Below are 25,650 nucleotides of genomic sequence, written 5' to 3' on the forward strand. Positions count from 1 at the left end.
CCCGCGCCGGATCGGGGGGACAACCCCCGTCCGCATTCGGTCGGCACCCGGATGCCCCTTCGAGGCCCGCCTCGGTTGGCTGGAGTCATGCTTCACCGATCCCTGTCAACACGCCGGCGACTCCGACGACCCCGCGCCGTCACGGCGACCGTCGGCGCCCTCGCGGCCGTGGGCGTCGGCCTCTCCGTGGGCATCTCCGGATGCGCCGTCTTCGCGCGCCCCGCGCCGCCCGCAGCCGGGAGCGTCTCGTTCTCGAACCCGCTGCGCGTGCCGCCGCTCGCCGAGTCGACGGTCGAGGACGGCGTCCGCGTGTTCGAGCTCACGGCCGCCGCGGGGTCGACCGGCATCGTCCCCGAGGGCCAGACACCGACGCTCGGCTACAACGGCTCGTACCTCGGTCCGACCCTCGTCGCCGAACGCGGTGAGATCGTGCGCGTCGACGTCGACAACCAGCTGCCCGACACGACCACCGTGCACTGGCACGGCATGCACCTGCCCGCGGCGATGGACGGCGGCCCGCACAACCCGATCGCACCGGGCGAGACGTGGTCGCCGGAGTGGATGGTCGACCAGCCTGCCGCGACGCTCTGGTACCACCCGCATCTGCACGGCATCACGCGCGAGCAGGTCGACGCGGGCCTCGCGGGCATGTTCCTCGTGCGCGACGACGTCGAGGCCTCGCTCCCGCTCCCGCACGAGTACGGCGTCGACGACATCCCCGTGATCGTGCAGGACCGTTCGTTCGACGCCGAGGGCGCCTTCACCGGCGAGCTCGGGCAGTTCGACGGCGTGCTGGGCGACACGATCCTGGTCAACGGCACGGCGTCACCGTACCTCGACGTCACAACCGAGCGCGTGCGCCTGCGACTGCTGAACGGCTCGAGCGCCCGCATGTACGAGTTCGCGTTCGACGACGGTCGCCCGTTCGACCTCATCGCGACCGACGGCGGTCTGCTCGAGGCTCCCGTCGAGTCGGAGAGCATCCCGCTCTCACCGGGTGAGCGGGCCGAGATCGTCGTGACGATGTCTCCGGGCGAGCGTGCCGTGCTCCGCTCGCTCGCGCCGGACGCGGATCTCAACGCCGGCTCGTCGTCGTTCGACGTGATGGAGCTGCGCGCGGCATCCGCTCTCGACCCGTCTCTCGAGCTTCCCGAGCGACTGGCGGACATCCCCGAGCCGGATGCCTCCACAGCCGACGGCGAGCGGACGTTCGAGCTCAGCGGCCACAACATCAACGACCGCCAGATGGACATGGGCCGCGTCGACGAGGTCGTGACCGTGGACACGAGCGAGGTGTGGCGGGTGCGCAACGACAATCCGCTGCCGCACAGCTTCCACGTGCACGACACGCAGTTCCGCGTGCTGAGCATCGACGGTCAGGCGCCGCCTGCGCGTCTGGCCGGCTACAAGGACACGATCGCGCTCGAGTGGAACCGGGAGTACCGCCTGCTCGTGCGGTTCGAGGACTACGCCGACCCGACCACACCGTACATGTACCACTGCCATCTGCTGTGGCACGAGGACCAGGGCATGATGGGACAGTTCCTGGTCGTCGAGCCGGGCCAGCAGCCCGACCTTCGCACAACACCGGGAGGATCCGATGACCACCACGACCACTGACACCGCCGTGGCGCCCCCGCAGCAGCGGGCCGCCGAGGGCTTCTGGGCCACCTACGGGCGCTGGTGGGTGAACGCGCCCGGAAGCGCGGTTTACCTGCTCGTCGTCTTCGCCCTCGCGATGACGAGCATCGGGGTGCTCGCGTCGTTCTTCTGGACCGGGATCGGCCTGCTCATCCTCGTGATCGGGCTCCCGATGGTTGCGTTGACGCTGCTGATCGCGCGCGTGTTCGGCGTCGTGGACCGATTCCTCCTGGGACTGACGGGCCTCCCGCGGGTCGCCGAGCCGGAGTGGAACCGCGACGCGCCGGACGCCGGCGGCTTCTGGATGACGCTGACCCGGCCGATCCGCAACGGCCACTACTGGTCGTACCTCGTTCACGGCATGATCGTGAACCCGATCATCTCGACGATCTCGTTCGCGCTCACCGTCACGTGGCTCAGCGTGGGCCTCGGAGGGCTGACGTACTGGTTCTGGGGTGTCTTCCTGCCGCGTGATGACGCCGGCCGTTGGGGCCAATACGTGGCGGACTTCATGCCGTGGCTGTTCGGCGGCTGGTCGTGGTGGGCGATCGAGGTCGTGCTGTACCTCGTCGCCGGCATCATCTTCACGTTCACCCTGCCGTGGGTCATGGGCGGTCTCGCCCGCATGCACCACGCGATCGCGCAGGGCATGCTCGGTCGCTGGCCGTCCGACGACCTCGCCGCCGAGGTGCGCGCCGAGGCTGCGGCCCGCGGCCTGGCCGTGCAGGCTGAGGACGCGGCGCTCCGCCGCCTCGAACGCGACATCCACGATGGCCCGCAGCAGCGCCTGGTGCGTCTCCAGATGGACCTCGCGGCCCTGCAGCGACGCGCCGAGGCAGGAGACACGGATGCCGCGGCCGAGCTCGCACGCGAGGCGCAGTTCCACGCGAAGGCGGCGCTCGACGAGATGCGCGCGCTGTCGACCGGCGTCGCACCGCCGCTGCTGCAGGACCGCGGGCTCGCAGCCGCCCTGAGCGCGCTCGGAGCCGCGACCGCGCTGCCGGTGAACCTCGAGGTCGACCCCGCCGTCGATGCGGTGAGCCCCGAGATCGCGCGCACGATCTACTTCGTGGTCGCCGAGCTCCTCACGAACGCGGTCAAGCACTCCGGCGCCTCGGAGGTGACCGTGCGCGCCGCGTTGCGGCCGGCCACCGCACAGACGCAGGCGATGCTCGACGTGTGGGTCCTCGACAACGGCCACGGCGGCGCGCACATGTCGCCGGGGCACGGGCTCGAGGGCCTGCGCGACCGGGTGGCCGGCCTGCGCGGCATCCTCCGCGTCGAGAGCCCGTACGGAGGACCGACGACGATCGGCGCGCACGTGCCGCTGCCGGCCCCGGCTGCGGCGGACGCGGGAGTGGAGGTGCGGTGATGGCCGATCCGCGAACCGAGACGACGGATGCCGGACTTCGCGTCGTGCTCGTCGAGGACTCCGTCCTCCTGCGCGAGGGCCTCGTGCGGCTCTTCGACGAGGCCGGCTACGTGACGGCGGGCGCGTTCGGCGACGCGGACGACATCGTCGCGCGGGTGCGCGGCGCCGAAGCGGATGTCGCGATCCTCGACGTGCGGCTTCCCCCGACGTTCCGCGACGAGGGCATCAAGGCGGCGATCCGCCTCCGTGCGGAGGCTCCTGAGGTCGGGATCCTCGTGCTCAGCCAGTACGTGGAGGGGCTGTACGCGCGAGAGCTGCTCGCGGGCGGCGACGGCGGCATCGGCTACCTGCTCAAGGACCGCGTCACGTCGCTCGATGAGTTCACGGACGCCGTGCGCCGCGTGAACGGGGGCGGCACCGTGCTCGATCCGCTCGTCGTGCGCGAACTGCTCGCCGCGCGACCGGACCCGCTCGAACGCCTCACTCCGCGCGAGCGGGATGTGCTCGAGCTCATGGCCGAGGGCCGCAGCAACGCGAGCATCGCGGAGCGACTGTTCATCGGCGTGGGCGCGGTCGAGAAGAACATCAGCTCGATCTTCGCGAAGCTCGGGCTCGAGGAGACGGGCAGCGAGCACCGGCGCGTGCTCGCGGTGCTCGCCTTCACGCAGCGATCGTGACGTGAAGACGACGGATGCCCCGGCCGCCGGTGAACCGCGGCCGGGGCATCCGTCATTCAGGTCTCTACTCGGCGAGGTGCGCGAAGAGGAACCAGCGATCCTTCTCGAGGGACTCCTTGATCGCGATGGCGATGTCCTGGCTCGTGAGGTCGATCTCGTCGAGGCCGTCGATGGCCGCCTGGGTGTCGGCGATCACGGCGTCCATGTCGGCGATGACCGCGCGGATCATGTCCTCCCACTGCGTGAAGCCGCCGCCGACAGCGGTCTTCTTGGCCTTCTCGGCGACCGTCGCCACGCGCGCGTCGATCGGCAGACCGAGGGCGACGATGCGCTCCGCGGCGGAGTCGGCGCCGTCCTGCGCGTGGGCGACCAGCGTGTCGAGCAGCTCGTGGATGGCGATGAAGTTCGCACCGCGGACGTTCCAGTGGGCCTGCTTGCCGTTCACCGCGAGGGCCTGCAGTCCGAGGACGAGGGGAGTGAGGAACTGTGCGGCTGCTGCAGCGACCGTCGGGTCGGCAGCGGTCGCGGGGGTCGTGTGCGTGTTCGTCATGGCCTTCGCCTCCGATAGCGTCGGGGAACCGATCGGTCCGATGGGAGCAACGCTACTCAGCGCTCCGCATTCCGCAACCAAGAGAAGCCTGGGCTAACCGCGAGGCGAAGGGTGGGTTCGACCACGGCTCGGCGCGTCGTCGCCACCTGCTCGGAGCGACTAACGTCGAGGGGTGCCATCCGCCGATCACGATCTCGGACCGCAGCACCTCGAAGACCCCGCGCGGGTCGTGCTGCGGCAGCCGACCGACCGTTCGCCTGAGCACGCCGAGCCGTCGCGGTTCATCCCGCACGTGCAGGGGCTCCGCGCGATCGCGGTCATGTGCGTCGTGCTGTACCACTTCTGGCCGGGGCGGTTCCCGGGCGGGTACGTCGGCGTCGACATCTTCTTCGTGATCTCGGGCTTCCTCATCACATCGCACCTCATGCGCGAGCTCACGGCGACCGGCACCGTGAAGCTCTCCCAGTTCTGGGCGCGCCGTGCGCGACGCCTGCTGCCGGCGTCGCTGCTCGTGCTGCTGTTCTGCGCGATCGTGGCCGGCTCTGCGTACCTCATGCCGACCTCGGCCCTGCCGAACGAGGTGCGGGAGATCATCGCGTCGACGTTCTACGTCGAGAACTGGTACCTCGCGCTGAACTCCGCGGACTACCTCAACCACTCGGGTGATCCGACGACGGTGCAGCACTACTGGTCGCTGTCGCTCGAGGAGCAGTTCTACGTCATGTGGCCGCTCATCATGCTGCTGGCGGCGTGGATCGGCCTGAAGTGGTTCCACGGCGCCCGGCGGCGCGCTGTCATCGCGGCGCTCGCGATCGTCTCGGCGGTGTCGTTCGTGTTCTGCGTGTGGTTCACGCTCACGAACCCGGCACCCGCGTACTTCGTGACCTTCGGCCGCATGTGGCAGTTCGGCGTCGGCGCCCTCGTGGCGCTCATCCCGATGCTGCGCATCCGCAACGCGCTCGGCAGCTTCGTGCTCGGGTGGGCGGGTGTCGCCGCCATCGTCTTCACGCTCTTCCGGTTCGACGGCCAGACGCCGTTCCCCGGCTACGCTGCGGCGCTGCCGACCCTCGGTGCCGCGGCGATCATCGCCGCCTCGAACTCGGAGCGCTGGTGGTACCCGACGCGCGTCCTCTCGCTGCGCCCCGCGCAGTTCGTCGGCGACATCTCCTACTCGCTCTATCTGTGGCACTGGCCGCTCATCATCATCGCGCCGTCGGTGCCGTTCTGGGGCCTCACGATCTACCACCGGCTCGCGCTGCTCGCCCTGTGCTTCGTGCTCGCGTGGCTGACGAAGCGATTCGTCGAAGACCCCGTGCGCGGGTGGAAGGTGCTCACCACGCGGCCCGCACGCGTGACCCTGTGGTCGGCGCTCGTCGCGATGCTCGTGGTCGGCGGCGCCGCGGGGACCGCGTGGGCCGTCAACGCCCCCGCGTACAACGAGGGCGTTCGCGCGCTGCAGGAGCTCCGCGAGAACCCGCCCGAGTGCTTCGGCGCCGCCCTCGAGCTCGATCCCGGGTGCGAGGGCGTGGACTTCGGCGACACGATCCTGCCGGCACCCGGTTTCGCGGGAGTCGACCGACCGTCAGACGAGCAGTGCTTCGTGCAGCTCAACGACGCGCGTCCGGTGTCGTGCGAGTTCGGCTCAGACGACGCGGATGCCCCGACCGTCGCGCTCATCGGAGACAGCCACGCCTTCCAGCTGCTGTCGACGTTCCAGCGCATGGCCGACGAGAACGGCTGGCGGCTCGTGACGTACTTCAAGGGCGCATGCCCGTGGAACACGACGCCGCTCTCGACACCCGGCGCGTTCGGGCAGGCGTGCACCCAGTGGCGCGACGCCGTGCGCGCCCAGCTCGCCGACCGCGACCTCGACGCGGTGTTCACCGCCGCGATCGCCACGACGCCGTACTCGTCTGCCGGGTTCGACTCGGCGCACGACGCCGCGGTCGCCGGTTACCGCGAGGCGTGGGGAGAGGTGCTCGACCGCGGCATCCCTGTCGTCACGGTCATCGACAACCCTGTGTGGGAGACCGACCCGAACAAGTGCCTGCGCACGCGCGACGCGTCCGAGTGCGACGGACCGCGCTCGGCGCTTCTCGTCGACGACGATCCGCTGAGGGCGGCCGCGACGGATGTCGAGGGCGTCACGCTGCTCGACTTCACGGACGTGTTCTGCGGCGCGGACGTGTGCAGCCCCGTCGTGGGGGGCGCGAACGTGTATCGCGACCAGGACCACCTCACGGTGACCTTCGCCGACACCCTCGCTCCCTGGTACACCGAGGCGATCGAAGGCGCGCTCGCACGCGAATAGGCTCGGAGCATGACCATCGCCGACGACGCATCCGTCCTGTCCGTCTCCGGATCGACGCCTGACCTGCACCCGACCGCCTTCGTCGCCTCCGGTGCCCGGGTCATCGGCGCCGTGACCCTCGGCGAAGGCGCGAGCGTCTGGTACAACGCGGTGCTCCGCGCGGACGGCGACACGATCACGATCGGCGCGAACACCAACCTGCAAGACAACGTGTCGGTCCACGTCGACCGCGGCTCGCCCGTCGTGATAGGCGAGAACGTCTCGGTCGGCCACAATGCCGTCGTGCACGGATGCACCGTCGGAGACGGCGCGCTCATCGGGATGGGCAGCGTCGTGCTTTCGAACTCGGTGATCGGAGCGGGGTCGCTCGTCGCCGCCGGAGCCGTCGTACTGGAGGGCACGGTCGTTCCGCCCGGGTCGCTCGTCGCGGGCGTTCCGGCGAAGGTGCGTCGCGAGCTCACGGATGAGGAGCGCGACGGCATCCGCGACAACGCCGTCGGCTATCTGCGGCTGCGCGACGCGCACGAGTCCGCGGCCTCGGCTGAAGGCTGACATGCGCGTCGAGTCGCTCCAGCCCGGCGAGGTCTTCGTCTTCGGATCGAACGCGCAAGGCGCGCACGCCGGGGGAGCGGCACGCTTCGCGCACGAGCGCTTCGGCGCGGTGTGGGGCCAGGCCGAGGGTCTTCAGGGGCAGTCCTACGCGATCGACACGATGTCGGGGCTCGGGGTGCTCGAGGAGCAGGCTGGTCGGTTCGTCGAGTTCGCGCGCGCGCATCCCGAGTTGCGCTTTCTCGTGACTGAGGTCGGATGCGGCATCGCCGGCTACGCGCCGGAGCAGGTCGCCGGGTTCTTCCGCGGCGCTGCGGAGAACGTGGTGTTGCCGGAGTCGTTCGTGAGAGTGCTCCAGGGGGAGTGATCCGGGTCACACCGTCGCAGGAGTGACGCTGTCGGCGCGCCGCGCCGCTCGAGCGGTCGCCGGCACGGCGACGATCGCCGCCAGCAGCGCGCAGAATCCGGCGATCGCTCCCCACACGTGCCGCGCATAGGGACTGTTCCACGCGATTCCGACGCACACCCAGACCAGCGCGGCCCCAGCGGCGGCGCCGGAGCCGCCGATCACGGCGCGGGAGCCGACGGACCGGTGTCCACCCCTGGTCCACGCGAGCATGCTGAGGAGGAACGCCAGAGCGGCCACGAATGCCGTTCCGGCGCCGATGGCCCCGCCGAAGATCGCCATGAAGACAGTCAGAGCTACCCCTTCCTCCCCGCGATCCGGGGGCATGACCACGTGCATGAGGAGGAATAGCGCGGCGCCGACCAGCGTGCCGATCAGGATGAGGAGACCGGCGACACCGCCGTACCTGGTCAGCACCATGAGCCGACCCTAGCGGTGTGCGCGTCCTGGCGGCCCGGCGAACCGGGATGACGGGGCGCGGAGCGGGACCCCCGCAAGCGGGTCGGTTCCGACGGCATTCACGCGGAAGCCCTGAGGGCCGCCGAATCGGCGGCCCTCAGGGCTTTGGAGGGGATGACGGGAATCGAACCCGCGTAGCCAGTTTGGAAGACTGGGGCTCTACCATTGAGCTACATCCCCGTGCGCCCGCTGACGGGCACCCGACCAATCGTAATACACCGGCGGACCTCGCCATTCCACCGCCAGCCTCCGCGCGGAGTCACGGGAGGAGACAGTGATGTCCGATGACGGCAAGGCGGTCGTAGAGGCTCTTATCGCGACGCTCAACGCCGGCGACGTGCCGGGCATGGACGATGTGTTCCATGAGGACGCGGTGATGGAGTGGCCGCAGTCGGCCGAGCGCATCGTCGGCGGCGACAATCGCCGCGCGATCTACGGGTCGTTTCCGCAGCTTCCGACCATCACGCCGCGCCGGATCACCGGCGAGGGCGACCTGTGGGTCGCCGAAGCGGACCTCGACTACGGCGACGGCGACCCGTACCAGACCGTGTTCATCTTCGAGCTGCGCGACGGGCGCATCGCGAAGGAGACCGCCTACTGGACCAAGCCGTTCCCGGCGCCCGACTGGCGCGCCCAGTGGGTCGAGCGGACGCGGTAGCGGGGCATCCGACATATCGGTGTCACCGCGTCGGCTAGACTTACCGGGGCCGAATTCGGCGCACTCGTGTGCGCACCCGCCCGGGGCGTAGCTCAGCTTGGTAGAGCGCCCGCTTTGGGAGCGGGAGGCCGCAGGTTCAAATCCTGTCGCCCCGACGTCACGGCCCCCGAGACCCAGACTTCAGCCGCCGCGCTGTGCGCGGACCACACGAGGAGAACGAACAGGCATGGTCACGAGCACCGTTGAGAAGCTCAGCCCGACGCGGGTGAAGCTCCGCATCACGGTCACCCCCGAAGAGCTCAAGCCGAGCATCGCGCACGCGTACGAGCACATCGCGCAGGACGTGCAGATCCCCGGCTTCCGCAAGGGCAAGGTGCCCGCCCCGATCATCGACCAGCGCATCGGCCGTGCCGCCGTTCTCGAGCACGCCGTGAGCGAGGGCCTCGACACCTTCTACCGTGACGCGGTCGCCGAGCAGGGCGTGCGCGTGCTCGGCCGTCCCAGCGCCGATATCGTCGAGTGGCCCAACGAGAAGGACTTCTCGGGCGACCTGCTCGTCGACGTCGAGGTCGACGTCCGTCCTGAGTTCGAGCTTCCCGAGCTCGAGGGCACGACCATCGAGGTCGAGGCCGCCGAGGTCGACGAGGCCGCGATCGACGAGGAGCTCGACCGCCTGCGTGCGCGCTTCGGCACGCTCGTCACGGTCGACCGCCCGGCGAGCACGGGTGACTTCGTCGAGCTCGATCTCGTCGCGACGATCGACGGCGGCGAGATCGACCGCGCCGACGGCGTGTCGTACGAGGTCGGCTCGGGTGAGCTGCTCGAGGGCATCGACGAGGCCGTCGAGTCGCTCACCGCCGGCGAGGAGACGACCTTCCGCTCGAAGCTCATCGGCGGCGACCACGCCGGCGAAGAGGCCGAGGTCTCGGTGACGGTGAAGAGCGTGAAGGAGCGTGAGCTTCCCGAGGCCGACGACGACTTCGCCCAGATCGCGAGCGAATTCGACACGATCGCCGAGCTGCGCGAGAGCCTCAAGGAGCGCGTCGGACAGCAGTCCGCGTTCACGCAGGGCTCGCAGGCTCGCGACAAGCTCGTCGAGCGCCTGCTCGAAGAGGTCGACATCCCGGTTCCGGCGCAGCTCGTCGAGGACGAGGTGCACAACCACCTGGAGTCCGAAGGCCGTCTCGAAGACGACGTGCACCGCGCCGAGGTGACCGAGGCGAGCGAGAAGCAGTTCAAGACGCAGATGCTGCTCGACGCGGTCGCCGAGAAGTTCAACGTCCAGGTCTCGCAAGACGAGCTCACCCAGTACCTGGTCCAGTCGTCCGCGCAGTACGGCATGTCCCCGCAGGACTTCGTCAACGCCCTCCAGGAGAACAACCAGCTGCCCGCGATCGTCGGCGAGGTCGCGCGCAACAAGGCCCTCGCGGTCGCACTCGGCAAGGTCACCGTGGTCGACACGAACGGCGCCGCGGTCGACCTGACCGGCTTCGTCGCCACCGAAGACGAGGCCGAGGCCGAGGAAGAGGTCGTCGAAGAGGCCCAGGAGAGCGCGGATGCTGCGGCCGAGGCCGACGCCGTGATCGAGGCCGAAGAGGCCGCCGCCGAAGAGAAGCCGGCGAAGAAGGCCCCGGTGAAGAAGGCTCCCGCCAAGAAGAAGGCGGCCGCCGACAAGGAGTGATCGCCGCACGGCGATGTGACCGGGGGGACGGGTGCTGCGGCATCCGTCCCCCTGTCGTCTTTCGAGAGGAATGACGATGATCGACGACTGGGATGAGCGGATCGCGGCGGTGTGGGCGGATGAGACCGCGTCCGACGAGGAGGTCATCGCGCGGATCGACGCACTGGCGTCCGAGCGGCCTGACGACGATGCCCGCGCCCTGTTCGAGCGGGCAGGCTCCCGCGACTCGGCGGGGCTCGAGGCGGAGGCCGAGCCGCTGTACCGCGCAGCGCTCGAGGCGGGGCTCGACGACGAGCATCGCCCGCAGGCCGCGATCCAGCTCGCGAGCACCCTGCGCAACCTCGACAGGACGGACGAGGCGATCCGGATGCTCCGCGCCGAGCTCGATCGCGAGCCGCCGTCCCCACTCCGGGACGAGGCCGCCGCGTTCCTCGCGCTGGCGCTCGTCTCGGCCGGGCACGAGCGGGAGGGGGCATCCGTCGCGCTTCGCGCACTCGCTCCGCACCTGTCCCGATACCGGCGATCGGTCCTCGCGTACGTCGACGAGATCGACACCGGCGTGCGCTGATCTGCCCAGGGCGAACACGGGCGGGTCGCACGCGAGCCGCCGGTAGATTCGATGCCACGAACGGAATCAGGAGCACACATGGCCGCTGAACCCCTTGTCGCGACGAGCGTCTTCGACAGGCTGCTGAAGGACCGCATCATCTGGCTCGGATCAGAGGTGCGCGACGACAACGCGAACGAGATCTGCGCGAAGATCCTCCTCCTCGCGGCCGAGGACTCGCAGAAGGACATCTACCTCTACATCAACTCGCCCGGTGGCTCGATCACGGCCGGCATGGCGATCTACGACACGATGCAGTTCGTCCCGAACGACATCGTGACCGTCGGAATCGGCATGGCCGCGTCGATGGGCCAGCTGCTGCTCACGAGCGGCACGAAGGGCAAGCGCTACATCACCCCGAACGCGCGCGTGCTGCTGCACCAGCCGCACGGCGGCTTCGGCGGGACCGCGAGCGACATCCAGACGCAGGCGCAGCTCATCCTCGACATGAAGCGTCGCCTCGCCGAGATCACCGCCGCTCAGACAGGAAAGACGGTCGAGCAGATCAACGCCGACGGAGACCGCGACCGATGGTTCTCCGCCGAGGAGGCGCTCGAGTACGGCTTCGTCGACCACATCCGCGAGCACGCGGTGGACGTGTCCGGCGGCGGCGGAACCGCGAACTGACGGCACCGAGGGCGAAAGAGAGACATCGCAATGCACACCCCCACCTTCGGCGCCGGCCTTCCGCAGGGCCTCCAGGTCCCGAACAGTCGGTACATCCTGCCGCAGTTCGAGGAGCGCACCGCCTACGGCTACAAGCGTCAGGACCCGTACAACAAGCTGTTCGAGGACCGCGTCATCTTCCTCGGCGTCCAGGTCGACGACGCGTCGGCCGACGACGTCATGGCGCAGCTGCTCGTGCTCGAGTCGCAGGACCCCGACCGCGACATCATCATGTACATCAACTCGCCGGGCGGCTCGTTCACGGCGATGACGGCGATCTACGACACGATGCAGTACATCGCGCCGCAGATCCAGACCGTCGTCCTCGGTCAGGCCGCGTCAGCGGCGGCCGTGCTGCTCGCGGCCGGTACGCCGGGCAAGCGACTCGCGCTGCCGAACTCGCGCATCCTCATCCACCAGCCCGCGATGGGCGAGGCGGGCCACGGCCAGGCCTCCGACATCGAAATCCAGGCTGCTGAGATCATGCGCATGCGCACGTGGCTCGAGGAGACGCTGTCGAAGCACTCGAACCGCTCGCCCGAGCAGGTCAACAAGGACATCGACCGCGACAAGATCCTCTCCGCCGAGGAGGCCGTCGACTACGGCCTCGTCGACCAGGTGCTCTCGTCGCGCAAGCGGGCCCAGCCCGCGCTCACGAAGTAGGCGAAGCCTCAGCGGATGCTCCGCCCGCGCCCCGTCGCCCGGAAGGGTGGCGGGGCGCTCGTTTTCGTCCTGGTGATCCACCGTGCGGCAGACGTTCCGCTCTGAGCGGACGGAGCCGCTCAGAGCATCCGGATTCCGCGTCGCAATCCATCCGCTTGTCGCCGTCACCCGTTAGGCTCGAACACGTGCACGGGAAAGCACACGCCGGCCACGAGGAGGAGCCTGATGGCACGCATCGGTGAGAGCGCCGACCTGTTCAAGTGCTCCTTCTGCGGCAAGAGCCAGAAGCAGGTGCAGCAGCTCATCGCAGGACCCGGTGTCTACATCTGCGACGAGTGCGTCGAACTGTGCAACGAGATCATCGAAGAGCGCATGGCCGAGTCGGGCCAGGGCGCGGTCGCGGACTTCGACCTTCCCAAGCCGCGCGAGATCTACTCCTTCCTCGAGGAGTACGTCGTCGGGCAGGACGACGCGAAGCGCGCCCTGTCGGTCGCGGTCTACAACCACTACAAGCGCATCCGCGCGCACGGAACGCTTCAGCCGGCGGAGCAGCGCGCCGACGAGGTCGAGATCGCGAAGAGCAACATCCTGCTCATCGGCCCGACCGGGTGCGGAAAGACCTACCTCGCGCAGACGCTCGCGAAGCGGCTCAACGTGCCGTTCGCGGTCGCCGACGCGACGGCGCTGACCGAGGCAGGCTACGTCGGCGAGGACGTCGAGAACATCCTGCTGAAGCTCATCCAGGCGGCCGACTTCGACACGAAGCGCGCCGAGACCGGGATCATCTACATCGACGAGGTCGACAAGATCGCTCGCAAAGCCGAGAACCCCTCGATCACGCGCGACGTCTCGGGCGAGGGCGTGCAGCAGGCGCTGCTGAAGATCCTCGAGGGCACGGTCGCCTCGGTGCCGCCGCAGGGCGGACGCAAGCACCCGCACCAGGAGTTCATCCAGATCGACACGACGAACGTGCTGTTCATCGTTGCCGGTGCGTTCGCGGGTCTCGAAGACATCATCTCGTCGCGCGTCGGCAAGCACGGCATCGGCTTCGGGGCCGAGCTGCACAACAAGGGCGAAGACCTCAACCTCTACAGCGAGGTGCGGCCGGAGGACCTGCACAAGTTCGGCCTGATCCCCGAGTTCATCGGCCGGCTTCCGGTCGTGGCATCCGTATCGCCGCTCGACCGCCACGCGCTCATGGAGATCCTGACCGAGCCGAAGAACGCGCTCGTCAAGCAGTACCAGCGCATGTTCGAGCTCGACGGCGTGTCGCTGGAGTTCGAGACCGAGGCGCTCGAGGCGATCGCCGACCTCGCGGTCGAGCGCAAGACGGGGGCGCGCGGACTGCGCGCGATCCTCGAAGACGTGCTCGGCCCGATCATGTTCGAGATCCCGTCGACCGACGATGTCGACAAGGTCGTCATCACACGGGCCTCAGTCGAGCAGGGCGCCGCGCCCACCCTCGTGGTGCGCCAGGCGCGCAAGAGCGCCTGACACCCGCGGAGCGGTCCGTCAGGCGGCCCGCCGACGATGTCGGTGACACTCCATAGTGTCGACGGATGCAGACACCGCAGCCGTTCCGCATCGCCGTCCCCGACCGGGTCCTCGACGACCTGCACGACCGTCTCTCGCGGTTCCGTCCGCTGCCCGACTCACCGCGCCGCAAGCCGGCCGGTATGAACTCCGAGTACCTGGCCGAGCTCGTCAGCTCGTGGGCCACGTTCGACTGGCGGGCACGCGAGGAGTGGCTCAACCGGCATCCGCAGTTCCTCGTCGACATCGGCGACTCGACGATCCATTTCGCGCATCTCAGGTCGGAGCGAGACGACTCGCCCGCGCTGCTCGTGATGCACGGGTGGCCGCACACCTTCGCGCTGCAGCTCGACTTCGCGGATCTGCTGCCCGATTTCCACGTGGTCGTGCCGAGCTTTCCCGGATTCGCGTTCTCTTCGCCTTACCGCGACGGACCCATCACCGAGACGAGACTCGCCGACACGATGCACGCCCTCATGACCGACGTGCTCGGCTACGACCGCTACCTCACCTACGGCGAGGACGTCTCCGCGAACGTGAACGACCTCATCGCGGCGACCCATCCCGAAGCGGTGCAGGGGATCATCGTCACCCACTCGCACTTCCCGTCACGCGAAGAGCGCGCGGCGCTCGCGGCACCCGACGAGCAGGCCTTCTTCGCGCGCCTCGACGCGGCCCACGGCACGGACGGCGCGTATGGGCACGTGCAGGCGACGCGCCCCGACACGCTCGCCGCCGCGCTCAACGACTCGCCCGCGGGATTGCTCGCGTGGCTGACGGAGAAGCTCGTGGAGTGGAGCGACACCCCGACCGAGCGGCCCGCCGAGGTCGAGCGGCGCATCTCACGAGAGCGAATCCTGACCGAGGCGATGATCTACTGGGTGACCCGGAGCATCGGCACGTCGTTCCGCCCGTACTACGAGGGCGCCGACCAGCCCGACGCGATGCCGTCCGTCGAGGTGCCGGCGACGGTGCACATCCAGCGCCACGAGGGCGATTACCCGGAATCTCTCGCGCGGAGGTACTACCGCGACCTGCGGACGTTCGAGCGGCTGGCGGAGGGTGGGCACTTCGTCGTCGCCGAGGTTCCCGACGTGATGGCCGATCGAACGAGGGCGTTCGCCGTGGAGCTCGGACTGCTCGCGGATGCGGGTGCCGCCGCGGCGCGACGCTGAATCGACCTCACGTGGCCGCGACGACTCCGTCGTGAATCGACACGAGCCGATCCGCGTGGGCGGCGATGCGAGCGTCGTGCGTCGACACGATCGCGGCGATCCCGCGCTCATGCACCATGCCGGCGATGAGCCCCATCATGGCCTCGGCGTTGAGGCTGTCGAGCTGACCGGTGGGCTCGTCGGCGATGAGCAGCCGTGGGCGCGTCGCAAGGGCGCGGGCGATGCCGAGCCGCTGCTGCTGCCCGCCCGAGAGCTCGGGAGGACGCTGCTCGGCGTGCGCGGTGAGACCGACGGCGTCGAGCAGCTCGGAGACGCGCCGTTCGCGCTCCCTTCGACGCACGCCCGCGAGCCGCAGCGGCAGGTCGACGTTCTCTCGCGCGGAGAGCACGGGGAGCAGCGCGAACGTCTGGAAGACGAACCCGAGATCGTGCCGCCGGAGCTCGACGAGCTGCTGCTCGTTCGCGCCGGTGACCTCGCGGTCGCCGACCCAGATGCGGCCGGAGTCGGGTGCGTCGAGCGAGCCGATGAGATTCAGGAGGGTCGTTTTGCCCGAGCCGGACGGTCCCTGCAGCACGACGACCTCGCCCGCACGCAGGGCGATCGACGCGTCCCGCACCGCGTGCACCGCGGCGGCCCCGCGACCGTACGTCTTCGTGACCTGCTCGCACCGGGCGATGACGTCGGCGGTCATCGCTGCTCGCCGCTCTCGGTCGGCCGCGCGTCTGGAGGCTCGGTCGGGTGGACCGCGACGTGGTCGGTCTCGAGCTCGAGGCGGACGAGGTCGCGCATGTCGAGCGCGTGCAGGTAGTCGGCCGGAAGCTGGAGCCTGCCGACGCGATCGAGCACGGCGTACTCCTGCGCGTGGATCCGCTCCTGTCCGTGCTCGTCGACGGCCTGCCGGCGGTGCACCTCGGTCGACAGCCGTCCGTCGCGGATCTGCACCGTGCGGCGGACCTGAGCCGACACGCCCTCGTCGTGGGTCACAATGAGGATCGTCGTGCCGAGTTGCTGGTTGACGTCGCGGAGCGACGAGAACACGAGCTGCGAGTTCGCCTCGTCGAGCTCGCCCGTGGGCTCATCCGCGAAGAGCACCTCGGGCTTGTTCGCAAGGGCGACGGCGATCGCGACGCGCTGCTGCTCGCCACCCGACATCTCCGGCGGGCGCCGATCGTGGAGTCGATCGATGCCCATGAGCTCGAGGAGGGCCGTCGCGCGCTCCTTCCGGGACGCGCGGGGAGCGTGTCCGATCGCGAGGGCCATCGCGATGTTCTCGCCCGCGGTCAGGTACGGGACGAGGTTCCTGGACGCCTGCTGCCACACGAAGCCGACCGTGTGCCGCCGGTACTGCGTGCGCTCCCGGCTCGACATCGTGAGGAGGTCGTGCCCCGCGACGTGCGCGGAGCCCGCCGTCGGCTTGTCGTGCCCCGACAGGATCCCGAGGAGCGTGGACTTGCCCGAGCCGGATGCGCCGACGATCGCCGTGAGCTCGCCGCGCACGACGTTCAGGGTGAGCCCCTGAAGGGCCTGAACTTCGACGCCCTCGGCGCTGTAGATGCGCACGAGGTCGACGCAGCGGATGTGGGCGGTCATCTCTCTCCCATCTTGAGCGTGGTGGCGACGGATATGCGACGCCCGACGAAGAACGCCACCGCGCCGGCCGCGAACGCGAACAGCAGGACGGCTCCCAGAGCGAGGGAGATCGACGCGGGATCGACCGTCGGCGCTGGCGGCGCGGTGCCTCCGACGAAAGGCCTCAGATCGATCACCTGCGAGAGCACGGCGGGCAGCGCGAAGCCCACGGCGGTGCCGACGAGCACGGACGCGACCACCGGGGGAGCGAGTTCCCACAGCAGCACGCCGCGCTGCTGGCGTGCGTCGGCGCCGAGGATCCGCAGGACGGCGACCGTTCGCCCACGGGTGCCGGAGGTGGCGACGGTGGCGAGGGCGACGCCGATGAGCGTCAGCAGCAGCGCCGCGGCGGACACCCACGGCAGGGACGCTTCCACACCTCGTGTGAGCGGGGATGATCGCGCTTCATCGAGCAGCAGCTGCGCCGACAGCACGCTCACGGTGCCGAGCCGGTCGTCGGACTGTGCGGCCGACACGGCCTCCTCGATGCGGGCCGCGACGGTCGCGGCGTCGGCGTCGTCGCGCAGTCCCACGAGCAGCCGCTCGGTCTCGATGTCGGCGCGACCGACGTCCGCGGCCAACCGCGTGTCGATGATCGCCCACGCGCGCGCCCCGCCGGGCAGGGCTTCCGGCGGCAGTTCGGCGACCGCCTCGACGTCGGCGTTCCCGATGCGCGGATCGGAGCCGGCCCGCGCGAGGGCGCCGCTCGAGACGACGAGGGGGACCGTGCCGTCGCGAGGAGCGTCGGCCGCAGGGATATCGGGGCGCACGCGGTGCAGGGCGGCGGTGTCGGCCGCGACGAGCGTGACCGTCGCCGTGCCGGCGTGCCCCAGCACGCGCACGCCCGTCACGGGCGCGAGCGCCACCACGTCGTCGACGCCATCCATACGGCCGATCGCCGCGATCACCTCGGGCCCGAGGTTCGCCGCACTGATCTGCACGTCCGCGCCGACGCGGTCGCGCGTGCCCGCCACGATGGCCTCCCGCAGCGTCGAGCCGAGGACAGCCGAGAAGACGACGACCGACACCCCCAGGAGCAGCGCGAACGACGCCGCGAACCCGAACACGGGGGAGCGGACCGCACGCGCCGAGCCGAGCAGGGCGATCGCGCCGTCGCGCCCGCGACGACCCGCCAGCACCAGCCGCAGCGGGATCGGATACAGCCGCAGGGCGCCGATGCACAGCGCGGCGGCGATGAGCAGCGGCGCGAGGAGGATCAACGGGTCGACACCGCCCGCGTCGCCCGGGGGGTCGATCCCGCGGCGCGCGAGCAGCGCGATCGAAACGACGGCGAGGCCGACGACCGCGATCTCCGCGATCATGCGGATGCGACGATCTCCTGCAGCCGCCCGACCGTCCTCGCGTTCAGCGCGGAACGGTCGCGGCCCGGACAGGAGCGGGAACAGGACGGGCACCGCCGCGCCAACGATGATCGGGAGCACCCAGGCATCCGCACCCACCGGCTCGGGGATCACCGCGACGGCCGCCGCGATCCCGAGCGCCATGGCCGGCATCGCGATGGCGAGCCCCTCGAGGGCCATCGCGGCCCGGACCTCCGGCTCGCTCGCACCCCGGGCACGCGCGAGGGCGAGCACAGGTCTCCGGCGGTCCACGATCGACCCGATCCCGAGGGCGAAGACCGCGAGGAGAACACCGAGAAGACCGGATGCGCCGAGCGCCAGCAGCCCCGCGACGGTGCCCGTGCGGCCGATCGCCTCCTCGAGCTCGTCGGCGAGCGCCGTGCCGAACGTGAGGCGTCCGCCGTACGGGAGGGCGATGTCGGCCGCAACCGCCGCGCGCAGCTGCGCGGCGACCGTCGATGCGTTGGCGGCGGTCAGCGGGGAGTCGTCGAGCGGGATCCACGCGACGAGGGACCCGTCGGGGATGCTCGTTGTGAGCCCGCCGAGTGAGCCGGGATCGACGTACACCGACGCGCGCACGATCGGCGTCGACCCGGGCTCGCGCTCGACGAGCGGCGCCGCGAGGTCGGAGAAGTGCGTCCAGTAGGCATCCGTCTCATCGTTCGGCTCGTAGAGCCCCGTGACCCGCAGTTGGAGCCCGCCGAACCGGAGACTGTCGCCGACCTCGACGCCGGCCTCCGAGGCGACGGCTGTCGACACCGCGATGTCGATCGGCGGCTGTTCGGCCGGCTCGTTCTCGTCGCCCTCCCACGCCGCCGGCGGGTCGCCCGACACGATGCGGACCTGCTCGAGCCACCGAGGATCCGTCGCGAGGCGCAGGATGAACCGCGAGGCCGGTTCGCCGTCCGTGCGCAGGGCGTCGCCCGACGGCGTGCTCGCGACCCAGTGCGGCTCGCCCGCCATGGACGCCACAGGCTCGGGCAGATCGTCGAGGAAGAGCCCGATCGCGCCGTCCGTCGGGGCGACGAGGCGCGGGGCCGGAGTCCCCGCCAGGCCGATGGGCAGGCCGACCCGACCGACCCCGCGCAGGTCGTGCACGATGGGCGGCATCGCCGCGACCGTCCGCCGTACCTCCTCGGTGCCCAGGCGCGCGACCGCGCGGGGCGCGGCCGCCACCGCGAAGACCGACACCGCGACGAGCGCCGCCATGAGCAGCGTCGCGACGATGCCTCGCCGTGCGTGACGAACGAGCAGGCCCATCGTGCCGTACCGGGAACGCGCGCTCATCGCAGCCCCTCCGGTCCTCTAACGATGCGTGCGTCACGGGCGACGCTCGCCGACACCCACGTGACGGATGCCGCGCACACGAGCACGAGCGCGGCGAGCGCGATCGCCAGTCCCGTGACATCCAGGCGGAGCGGCGTGCCGAGCCCGAGGTCGACGCCCGGGATGGCCGCGCTGGCGAGCTGCGGAACGGTCAGCGCCCCGACGACGAATCCGGCGAGGAGTCCGATGATGACGGCGCACGCCAGCACCGCGATCCACTCGCCCCTTCGGCTCGACGCCTGTTCGCGCGCACGGAACCCGAGCGCGCGAAGCAGTCCGATCTCCGGCATGCGCGCGCGATGCTCGGCGCTCGCGACCGCAGCGAGGGTGACGAGTGCGAGCAGGCAGCACAGCGCGCCCGCCCCCCACACGGCGAGCGCGGCCGAGCCGACGACGGCGCGCTCCGCCGAATCGTCGGCGTAGCTCAGCGCGGTGTTGGGCGGGAGGGCGCGGCGGACGTCGGCCGCGGCATCCGTCTCTGCCTCCTGGATCCACAGGGCGTTCGGCGCGCGGGGGAACTCGGTCGTGAGCACCGCGTCGAGCTGGAGCACCGTGAGGTCGATGAGCACCGCGTCCGCGTCGCCCGCGGACGGGACCGCCGGCACGATCGCGACCACCTCGCCGTCGATGCGGGCGTATGAGCGCTCGACCGCGAACGAGAACGTGTCGCCGATGGCGAGGTCGTAGCGATCTGCGAGCGACCGCGTGACAGCGATCGGCGGTCGGAAGAGCCCGGCCGAGTCATCGGCGTCGGGCATGAGCCGCACGTTCGTCACGCCCGGTGCGGCTCCGAACCCGCCTTCGGAGAGAGGCAGGGGAGCGACGATCACCATCTCGCCGCCGCGCGGCGACCACTGCCGCTCCGCGAACGCGGTGAGGGATCCCCCGGTCGCGTCCGTCCACGCCGTCGGGACGAAGCGCGCCTCATCGGCGATGACCGCGTCGTCCGCCAGGTCGACGTCGACCGCCAGCACCTGCGCGTGCCCGTCGCGGGCGGAGGCGGGCACCGGCGATGTCGCCGTGATGGAGCGTCCGGTCGCCGGATCGCCTGATCCCGAGACTTCGGCCGTCACGCGCGTGAGTCGCCCGCCGCTGTCGAGCACGAGCACGGTGACGACAGGATCGGCGGAGAGGTGCCGGGTGTCGGCCTCGAGCACCACGGCCTCGACGCCCTCCGGGATCACGACCCCCGGCGCGTCCACGGGCAGCGACTCGGCGAGGGCATCCGCGTCGATGGCCTCACGCACCGGCGCGACGAGCGTCGGAAGAGCCGCCGGCGGTGCGGCGACGAGCGCCGCACTGCCGTCGCGCACCTGCAGCTGCGCGTGCTGGAGAGGAAAGACGGCGGCGACGGACGGCCGCGCGTCGAGCACCTCGAGCTGCTGCGGTCTGAACCCGCCTCCGGAGGCGGTCGCGAGGATGTCGGCGCCCGACCGGAACGCGCTCACGCGCTCGAACCCGTCGGCCCACGTCGCCTGGTACGCGGCGGCCGTGACGAGCGTGCCGGTCGCAACCCCCACAACGACGATCGACGCGGTGAGGCGCGGCAGCCGGCGCGAGACGTTGTGCGCCGTGAGCATGCCCGTGGCGGCCGACCGGCGAGACAGCCGCTCGAACGGGCGCATCATCGCCGGCAGGGCGGTGAGCCCGACGAAGACGATCGCGACGAGGGCGAGGGCGGGCGCGAACGCGGTGACGGGGTCGACGGATGCCTCGCCGTCCGCCTGCACGGTGATCGGCGAGCCGTACAGCTGCAGCTGCCACACCGCGGTCGCCGCCGCGAGCGTCAGGAGCACCGCGGCGCCGGGGGCGACGAGACGGCTCGCCCGTCCTGCACCGCTCGCGTCGGCGCCGTGCGGCCGCGACGCTCGCGCGGCTCCGATCCAGAAGCCCGCCGCGGCGACGAGCGCGAGCATCGCGACGGTCGACGACACGGTGGGCAGCGGCACACTCGACGGGCGACCCCACCACGCAGCCGACGCCCAGGCGGCGAACGTGCCGACGACCCCGCCGATCACGGCCGCTCCCGCCCCGAGCGAAGCCGCCTCGACCGCGTTGGCGGTCGCGGAGCGGCCCCGTGACCACAGCAGGGCCAGCTCGGGTGCGCGGCTCGCACCGGCGAGCCGCGCGAGCTCCGCAATGGTCACGACGGCGGCGGTCGCGACCAGCAGCAGCACGACGGGTGCGATCGCCCGCATGCCCTGCACCTGAGCCAGCAGCTCGGCAGCGGTGTCGGTGAAGCCGCCGGTCGTCGACAGGCGCGCGGGGTCGACGCCCTCGGCGCGAAGCGCGGAGCGCAGGCGCGGCCATCCCGTCTGCGCGGCGGCGAGGTCGGCCGCGGTGACCCTCGTCACGTCGGGAGCCACGGTCCAGTGCACGCGCTCCGATTCCAGCGCGCGTACGTCGACCTCGCCGAGCACGATCGGAACGGCGGCACGGCCGCGCCCGTCGGTGATGCGCTCGTCTCCGAGCCACCGCGGGTCGAGCGCGTCGGTGACCTGCCACGTGCCCGTGAGCAGCGTCGGCGTGCCGGCGACGACCACGGTGTCGCCGACTCCGAGGGCGAGGGCGGCCGCGGCATCCGCCTGCATCGTCAGTTCGCCGGCACCCGCGGCCCACCGTCCGTCGACGAGCTCCGCATGACCCTGCAGACCCTCGTCGATGAGCACCAGTGCTTCGAGCCGCTCGAGCGGGCCGGGGACCTCGACGGCGGCCTCCGCCACGGCCGAGCGGGAGACCTCGGGCGGCGTCGACAGGGAGGCGAGCGCGCGCGAGATCGCCGCGCGCATCGCGGCGTCCTGCGCCTCGACGTCGCCTGCGGCGGGAAGGGTCGCGCGAAGGGCGAGGTCGGCGCCGGAGCGGGTCGCGAGACCGCGCCGGACCCCGTCGTCGGCGGCCGCGTCGAGCGCGCCCAGGAGCGCGATGACCGTGCCGGTGACGAGCGCCGCGACGACCGCGACGGCGGCGAAGACGGCGCCGTGCGGGCGGGCCCGCCTGAACCACCTCACTGTGCGCCGGCCTCATTCTCTCGGGTGTGCGCTCTTGGGTGTGCCGAGTCTATTGGGGAGGGGGGTCGCGACGTCGAGCGCGCCGCGCGGCATCCGAGCCGACAGGTCTTCCGGGCGCGGCATGCGCGGACGTACACTCCGGCCAGCACCCACCCGAAGGAGGACGACCATGACAACGCCCGCCACGGACGAAGCCCGAACACCTCGCGCGGAGGCGTTCTCCGCCCGCCTTTTCGAGGCACTCGTGCCCGCGATGGAGCTGCTGTGCGTCGAACTGGGGATGCGGGGCGGCCTCTACGCCGCCCTCCAGACACTCGGATCCGCGACGGTCGCCGACCTCGCTCGCGAGACCGGCATCGTCGAGAGATACGCACGCGAATGGCTCGAGCAGCAGACCGCCGCGGGGATCCTCGAGGTCGCCGAAGACGGCGACGCCGAGACCCGGCGATACACGCTGCCCGCGGCGCATGCCGACGTGCTGCTCGACAGCGAGAACCCCTACTCCATGGCGGGCGCCGGCTCGTTCCTCGTCGGCATGGCGAACGTGTTCGACGCGGTCGTGGCTGACTTCGAGAAAGGCGAGGGCGTCGCCTACAGCGACTACGGCGCCGCCGTGCGGGATGCGATCTCGTCGCTCAACCGTCCGGCGTTCTCGCTCGCACTGGGGGAGTGGATGCAGGCCGTGCCCGACCTCGACGAGCGGCTCCGCACGAGACCCTCGGTCATCGTCGACGCGGGGTGCGGCACCGGCTGGTCGACGCTCGCCCTCGCGCGCACCTACCCGCTCGCTCGCGTCATCGGGATCGACCTCGACGAGGCATCCGTCGAGGACGCCCGCGCCAACGTCGCCGGCACCGAGTTCGGTGACCGGGTCGAGTTCCTGCGCGCCGACGCGGGTGACGCGGATGCGGTGCGCCGGGTCGTCCCGGGGCCCATCGCCCTCGCGACCGTGTTCGAGGCGCTCCACGACATGAACGGGCCCGTGCGGACGCTGCGCGCGCTCGGATCGCTCCTCGAGCCCGGAGGTGCGATCGTCATCGGCGACGAGAAGGTCGCCGACGAGTTCACCCCCGATGGCGACTTCCTCGAGCGCCTCAATTACGGCTTCAGCGTGCTGCACTGCCTCCCGGCGACGATCGCCGAGGGACAGGACGAGGCCAACGGAACGGTGATGCGGGCGCCGACGGTCGAGCGGTGGGCTCGCGAGGCCGGGTTCACCCGATTCGAGGTGCTGTCCGTCGAGCACGAGCTGTGGAGCTTCTACCGCCTCGGAGCCGCGTGACCCCGCGACCGGATCACGCGACCAGGCCGCGCCGTTCGAGCAGCGGCTGGATCTCGGCGTCGCGCCCGCGGAAGTCCCGGTACGCCGCAAGGGGGTCCTTCGATCCGCCGACGCCGAGCAGCCGCTCCCGGAAGCGGTCGCCGTTCTCGCGACGCAGCCCGCCGTTCTCGCGGAACCACTCGACCGTGTCGGCGTCGAGCACCTCACTCCAGATGTACGAGTAGTAGCCCGCGCTGTACCCGCCCGAGAAGACGTGCGCGAAGTACGTCGACGAATAGCGGGTCGGCACGACCGGGTTGTCGAGGCCGATGTCGGCGAGGGCGGATGCCTCGAACTCGGCCACGTCGATGTCGCGCGACGCCTCTTCGCTCGAGAGCGAGTGCCACGCCTGGTCGAGCCACGACGCGGCCAGGTACTCGCTCGTCGCGAACCCCTGGTTGAACGACTCCGTGGCGCGCAGCTTCTCGACGACGCCCACGGGCAGCTTCTCGCCCGTCTCGACGTGCCGGGCGTACGAGTCGAGGATCTCGGGCCAGTAGATCCACATCTCGTTGACCTGGCTCGGGAACTCGACGAAGTCGCGGAACACGTTCGTGCCGGCGAAGTGCGGGTAGGTCACGGTCGCGAACAGCCCGTGCAGCGCGTGCCCGAACTCGTGGAACAGGGTCGTGACCTCGTCGAGCGTCAGCAGCGTCGGCTGACCTGCCGCCGGCTTGGGCACGTTGAGGTTGTTGACGACGACCGGGTTCGTGCCGCGCAGGCGGGACTGCGAGACGATCGAGTTCATCCACGCGCCGCCGCGCTTCGTGTCACGCGTGTAGAGGTCGAGGATGTACAGGCCGAGCGCTGAGCCGTCCGCGTTGAACACCTCGAACACGCGGGCGTCGGGGTGGTACGCGGGCAGATCCTCGCGCTCGACGAAGGTGACGCCGTACAGATCCGTCGCCGCGCGGAAAACGCCGTCCTGCAGCACGCGCTCCGCCTCGAACCACGGGCGCAGAGCCGTCGTGTCGAGGTCGTACTGCGCGGCGCGCACCTTCTCGGTGTGGAACGCCCAGTCGTGGGCCTCGAGCAGAAACGGCTCGGGCTCGGCGTCGATGATCGCCTGCAATGCCTCGCGCTCGCGTTCGGCGTTGCGCCGGGCCGGGGCCGCGAGCTCGCGCAGCAGCGAATGCACGGCCTCGGGGGAGCCCGCCGTCTCGTCGGACGTCACATACGCCGCGTGCGACGGGTAGCCGAGCAGCTCGGCGCGCTCCGCGCGCAGGCGCACGATCTCGAGGAGCACCGCGCGGTTGTCGTGCTCGTTTCCGCGCGACCCGCGCGCACGGGACGCGTCCATGATGCGCCTGCGGCTCTCGCGGCGGGTGAGCGTCGACAGATACGGATGCCCCGTGAACAGCGTGAGCGTCACGACGTACTTGCCCTCGAGGTCGCGGTCGGCCGCGGCCTGGGCAGCAGCCGAGATCTCGCCCTCCGTCAGCCCGTCGAGCTCCGACGCATCGTCGAACACGACCGCGAGGTCGTTCGTGTCGGCGAGGAGGTTCTTCTCGAACTGCGTGGTGAGGGTCGACAGACGCTGGTTCAGCTCGGTGAGCCGCGTCTTCGCGGCGTCGTCGAGCCCGGCACCGGCGTGCGACATCTCGGTGTGATGGCGCTCGAGGAGATACCGCTGCTCCTCGTCGAGGCCGAGGTCGCCGGCCTTCTCGTAGAGGCTGCGGATGCGGCCGAAGAGCGCGCTGTCGAGCTGGATCGAATCCTGGTGCGCGGCCATGAGGGGTGCGAGGGTCTCTTCGATGCGCTGGATCTCATCTGTCGCGTCGGCGGACGACACCGTGTAGAAGGTGCGCGCGAGATCGCCGAGCAGGCGGCCGCTCTCTTCGAGGGCCATGAGCGTGTTCTCGAACGTCGGCTCCTCGGCGTTCCGGGTGATCTCGGCTACCTCGGCCTTGTGCAGCGCGAAGGCCTCTTCGAATGCGGGGAGGTAGTGCTCGGGTCTGATGGCGGGGTAGTCGGGGAGTCGATAGGGCAGCGGACTGGGGGAGAGCAGCGGGTTGTCGGTCGCCATGCTTCCCAGCCTACTGAGGTGGCATCGGGTG

At 70.7% G+C, this 25,650-nt stretch carries 21 protein-coding genes and 2 tRNA genes; 15 read left to right on the forward strand and 8 right to left on the reverse strand.

The features are described 5' to 3' along the window. Window positions 1-87: 87 nt before the first annotated feature. Genes BJ991_RS11160 through BJ991_RS11170 form a run of 3 tightly spaced genes read left to right on the forward strand, consistent with a single transcriptional unit; the run spans window position 88 to window position 3,690 of the window. Window positions 88-1,620 (forward strand): multicopper oxidase family protein, encoded by a 1,533-nt coding sequence (locus BJ991_RS11160; protein WP_179489985.1) that lies wholly within the window; start codon window positions 88-90, stop codon window positions 1,618-1,620. After that, on the forward strand, window positions 1,601-3,013 hold the full coding sequence (locus BJ991_RS11165) for a sensor histidine kinase (RefSeq protein WP_179489987.1): 1,413 nt from the start codon (window positions 1,601-1,603) through the stop codon (window positions 3,011-3,013). The genes BJ991_RS11160 and BJ991_RS11165 overlap by 20 nt, the downstream gene beginning before the upstream one ends. Further along, window positions 3,013-3,690: a response regulator gene (locus BJ991_RS11170; protein WP_179489989.1), complete on the forward strand. Its 678-nt coding sequence runs from the start codon at window positions 3,013-3,015 to the stop codon at window positions 3,688-3,690. Before BJ991_RS11165 ends, BJ991_RS11170 begins: the two co-directional genes overlap by 1 nt. A gap of 64 nt (window positions 3,691-3,754) precedes the next feature. Here BJ991_RS11170 and BJ991_RS11175 read toward each other — a convergent pair whose 3' ends face one another. Then, window positions 3,755-4,240 carry a Dps family protein gene (locus tag BJ991_RS11175; protein ID WP_179489991.1) on the reverse strand — a complete coding sequence of 162 codons (486 nt, stop codon included), beginning with the start codon at window positions 4,238-4,240 and terminating at the stop codon, window positions 3,755-3,757. A 172-nt stretch (window positions 4,241-4,412) separates the two neighbouring features. Here BJ991_RS11175 and BJ991_RS11180 point away from each other — a divergent pair, with 172 nt between their 5' ends. From BJ991_RS11180 to BJ991_RS11190, 3 genes are read left to right on the forward strand one after another with little or no spacing between them, the layout of a single operon-like run. Then, window positions 4,413-6,551, forward strand: a complete 2,139-nt coding sequence (locus tag BJ991_RS11180) for an SGNH hydrolase domain-containing protein (RefSeq protein ID WP_179489993.1) — start codon at window positions 4,413-4,415, stop codon at window positions 6,549-6,551. A 9-nt stretch (window positions 6,552-6,560) separates the two neighbouring features. Next, complete coding sequence (locus tag BJ991_RS11185; protein WP_179489995.1) at window positions 6,561-7,103, forward strand: gamma carbonic anhydrase family protein; 543 nt, start codon at window positions 6,561-6,563, stop codon at window positions 7,101-7,103. 1 nt (window position 7,104) lies between these two features. Further along, window positions 7,105-7,467, forward strand: coding sequence for an A1S_2505 family phage non-structural protein (locus BJ991_RS11190; RefSeq protein ID WP_179489996.1), 363 nt, complete (start codon window positions 7,105-7,107; stop codon window positions 7,465-7,467). A 6-nt stretch (window positions 7,468-7,473) separates the two neighbouring features. Here the strand turns inward: BJ991_RS11190 and BJ991_RS11195 are convergent, their stop codons facing one another. Both BJ991_RS11195 and BJ991_RS11200 read right to left on the reverse strand, forming a co-directional pair. Continuing rightward, complete coding sequence (locus tag BJ991_RS11195; protein ID WP_179489998.1) at window positions 7,474-7,926, reverse strand: hypothetical protein; 453 nt, start codon at window positions 7,924-7,926, stop codon at window positions 7,474-7,476. Window positions 7,927-8,071: 145 nt separating this feature from the next. After that, window positions 8,072-8,145, reverse strand: a tRNA-Gly gene (locus tag BJ991_RS11200). A gap of 97 nt (window positions 8,146-8,242) precedes the next feature. Here BJ991_RS11200 and BJ991_RS11205 point away from each other — a divergent pair. The 8 genes from BJ991_RS11205 to BJ991_RS11240 all read left to right on the forward strand — a co-directional run bounded on the left by BJ991_RS11205 (window position 8,243) and on the right by BJ991_RS11240 (window position 14,948). Next, entirely contained in the window at window positions 8,243-8,623 is a 381-nt protein-coding gene (locus BJ991_RS11205; protein WP_179490000.1) for a nuclear transport factor 2 family protein, read from the forward strand. Between the two features lie 81 nt (window positions 8,624-8,704). Then, window positions 8,705-8,778 (forward strand) — tRNA-Pro (locus BJ991_RS11210). Window positions 8,779-8,849: 71 nt separating this feature from the next. After that, window positions 8,850-10,304 (forward strand): trigger factor, encoded by a 1,455-nt coding sequence (gene tig, locus BJ991_RS11215; protein ID WP_179490002.1) that lies wholly within the window; start codon window positions 8,850-8,852, stop codon window positions 10,302-10,304. A gap of 76 nt (window positions 10,305-10,380) precedes the next feature. Beyond that, complete coding sequence (locus BJ991_RS11220) at window positions 10,381-10,872, forward strand: tetratricopeptide repeat protein (RefSeq protein ID WP_218852930.1); 492 nt, start codon at window positions 10,381-10,383, stop codon at window positions 10,870-10,872. 78 nt (window positions 10,873-10,950) lie between these two features. Further along, window positions 10,951-11,538 carry an ATP-dependent Clp protease proteolytic subunit gene (locus tag BJ991_RS11225; protein WP_179490004.1) on the forward strand — a complete coding sequence of 196 codons (588 nt, stop codon included), beginning with the start codon at window positions 10,951-10,953 and terminating at the stop codon, window positions 11,536-11,538. 30 nt (window positions 11,539-11,568) lie between these two features. Beyond that, the gene (locus BJ991_RS11230; protein ID WP_179490006.1) at window positions 11,569-12,240 is read left to right on the forward strand and encodes an ATP-dependent Clp protease proteolytic subunit; all 672 of its coding nucleotides are present in this window, start codon (window positions 11,569-11,571) and stop codon (window positions 12,238-12,240) included. Window positions 12,241-12,465: 225 nt separating this feature from the next. Continuing rightward, a complete protein-coding gene (gene clpX, locus BJ991_RS11235; RefSeq protein WP_179490008.1) occupies window positions 12,466-13,734 on the forward strand; it encodes an ATP-dependent Clp protease ATP-binding subunit ClpX in 1,269 nt (422 codons plus the stop codon). 65 nt (window positions 13,735-13,799) lie between these two features. Next, window positions 13,800-14,948, forward strand: a complete 1,149-nt coding sequence (locus BJ991_RS11240) for an epoxide hydrolase family protein (protein WP_179490010.1) — start codon at window positions 13,800-13,802, stop codon at window positions 14,946-14,948. A 7-nt stretch (window positions 14,949-14,955) separates the two neighbouring features. On the opposite strand, the gene BJ991_RS11245 is transcribed toward BJ991_RS11240, so the two are convergent. The 4 genes from BJ991_RS11245 to BJ991_RS11260 are packed head-to-tail and all read right to left on the reverse strand — an operon-like array spanning window position 14,956 to window position 22,272. Further along, window positions 14,956-15,639 (reverse strand): ABC transporter ATP-binding protein, encoded by a 684-nt coding sequence (locus BJ991_RS11245; RefSeq protein ID WP_179490012.1) that lies wholly within the window; start codon window positions 15,637-15,639, stop codon window positions 14,956-14,958. Next, window positions 15,636-16,538: an ABC transporter ATP-binding protein gene (locus BJ991_RS11250; protein WP_179490014.1), complete on the reverse strand. Its 903-nt coding sequence runs from the start codon at window positions 16,536-16,538 to the stop codon at window positions 15,636-15,638. Before BJ991_RS11250 ends, BJ991_RS11245 begins: the two co-directional genes overlap by 4 nt. After that, window positions 16,535-19,225: an FtsX-like permease family protein gene (locus tag BJ991_RS11255; protein WP_179490016.1), complete on the reverse strand. Its 2,691-nt coding sequence runs from the start codon at window positions 19,223-19,225 to the stop codon at window positions 16,535-16,537. Before BJ991_RS11255 ends, BJ991_RS11250 begins: the two co-directional genes overlap by 4 nt. Further along, window positions 19,222-22,272 (reverse strand): FtsX-like permease family protein, encoded by a 3,051-nt coding sequence (locus BJ991_RS11260; protein WP_179490018.1) that lies wholly within the window; start codon window positions 22,270-22,272, stop codon window positions 19,222-19,224. The genes BJ991_RS11255 and BJ991_RS11260 overlap by 4 nt, the downstream gene beginning before the upstream one ends. A gap of 169 nt (window positions 22,273-22,441) precedes the next feature. Here BJ991_RS11260 and BJ991_RS11265 point away from each other — a divergent pair, with 169 nt between their 5' ends. After that, window positions 22,442-23,554, forward strand: coding sequence for a class I SAM-dependent methyltransferase (locus BJ991_RS11265; RefSeq protein ID WP_179490020.1), 1,113 nt, complete (start codon window positions 22,442-22,444; stop codon window positions 23,552-23,554). 13 nt (window positions 23,555-23,567) lie between these two features. Here BJ991_RS11265 and BJ991_RS11270 read toward each other — a convergent pair whose 3' ends face one another. Continuing rightward, window positions 23,568-25,619, reverse strand: a complete 2,052-nt coding sequence (locus tag BJ991_RS11270) for a M3 family metallopeptidase (RefSeq protein WP_179490022.1) — start codon at window positions 25,617-25,619, stop codon at window positions 23,568-23,570. Between the last annotated feature and the right edge of the window lie 31 nt (window positions 25,620-25,650).

The organism is Microbacterium immunditiarum (assembly GCF_013409785.1).
Classification (GTDB): domain Bacteria; phylum Actinomycetota; class Actinomycetes; order Actinomycetales; family Microbacteriaceae; genus Microbacterium; species Microbacterium immunditiarum.

What these genes read in the sequence shown, in the direction of transcription:
- BJ991_RS11160 (WP_179489985.1), top strand. Translation starts at nt 88, where the DNA reads ATGCTTCACCGATCCCTGTCAACACGCCGGCGACTCCGACGACCCCGC.
- BJ991_RS11165 (WP_179489987.1), top strand. Translation starts at nt 1,601, where the DNA reads ATGACCACCACGACCACTGACACCGCCGTGGCGCCCCCGCAGCAGCGG.
- BJ991_RS11170 (WP_179489989.1), top strand. Translation starts at nt 3,013, where the DNA reads ATGGCCGATCCGCGAACCGAGACGACGGATGCCGGACTTCGCGTCGTG.
- BJ991_RS11175 (WP_179489991.1), bottom strand. Translation starts at nt 4,240, where the DNA reads ATGACGAACACGCACACGACCCCCGCGACCGCTGCCGACCCGACGGTC.
- BJ991_RS11185 (WP_179489995.1), top strand. Translation starts at nt 6,561, where the DNA reads ATGACCATCGCCGACGACGCATCCGTCCTGTCCGTCTCCGGATCGACG.
- BJ991_RS11190 (WP_179489996.1), top strand. Translation starts at nt 7,105, where the DNA reads ATGCGCGTCGAGTCGCTCCAGCCCGGCGAGGTCTTCGTCTTCGGATCG.
- BJ991_RS11195 (WP_179489998.1), bottom strand. Translation starts at nt 7,926, where the DNA reads ATGGTGCTGACCAGGTACGGCGGTGTCGCCGGTCTCCTCATCCTGATC.
- BJ991_RS11205 (WP_179490000.1), top strand. Translation starts at nt 8,243, where the DNA reads ATGTCCGATGACGGCAAGGCGGTCGTAGAGGCTCTTATCGCGACGCTC.
- tig (WP_179490002.1), top strand. Translation starts at nt 8,850, where the DNA reads ATGGTCACGAGCACCGTTGAGAAGCTCAGCCCGACGCGGGTGAAGCTC.
- BJ991_RS11220 (WP_218852930.1), top strand. Translation starts at nt 10,381, where the DNA reads ATGATCGACGACTGGGATGAGCGGATCGCGGCGGTGTGGGCGGATGAG.
- BJ991_RS11225 (WP_179490004.1), top strand. Translation starts at nt 10,951, where the DNA reads ATGGCCGCTGAACCCCTTGTCGCGACGAGCGTCTTCGACAGGCTGCTG.
- BJ991_RS11230 (WP_179490006.1), top strand. Translation starts at nt 11,569, where the DNA reads ATGCACACCCCCACCTTCGGCGCCGGCCTTCCGCAGGGCCTCCAGGTC.
- clpX (WP_179490008.1), top strand. Translation starts at nt 12,466, where the DNA reads ATGGCACGCATCGGTGAGAGCGCCGACCTGTTCAAGTGCTCCTTCTGC.
- BJ991_RS11240 (WP_179490010.1), top strand. Translation starts at nt 13,800, where the DNA reads ATGCAGACACCGCAGCCGTTCCGCATCGCCGTCCCCGACCGGGTCCTC.
- BJ991_RS11245 (WP_179490012.1), bottom strand. Translation starts at nt 15,639, where the DNA reads ATGACCGCCGACGTCATCGCCCGGTGCGAGCAGGTCACGAAGACGTAC.
- BJ991_RS11250 (WP_179490014.1), bottom strand. Translation starts at nt 16,538, where the DNA reads ATGACCGCCCACATCCGCTGCGTCGACCTCGTGCGCATCTACAGCGCC.
- BJ991_RS11255 (WP_179490016.1), bottom strand. Translation starts at nt 19,225, where the DNA reads ATGAGCGCGCGTTCCCGGTACGGCACGATGGGCCTGCTCGTTCGTCAC.
- BJ991_RS11265 (WP_179490020.1), top strand. Translation starts at nt 22,442, where the DNA reads ATGACAACGCCCGCCACGGACGAAGCCCGAACACCTCGCGCGGAGGCG.
- BJ991_RS11270 (WP_179490022.1), bottom strand. Translation starts at nt 25,619, where the DNA reads ATGGCGACCGACAACCCGCTGCTCTCCCCCAGTCCGCTGCCCTATCGA.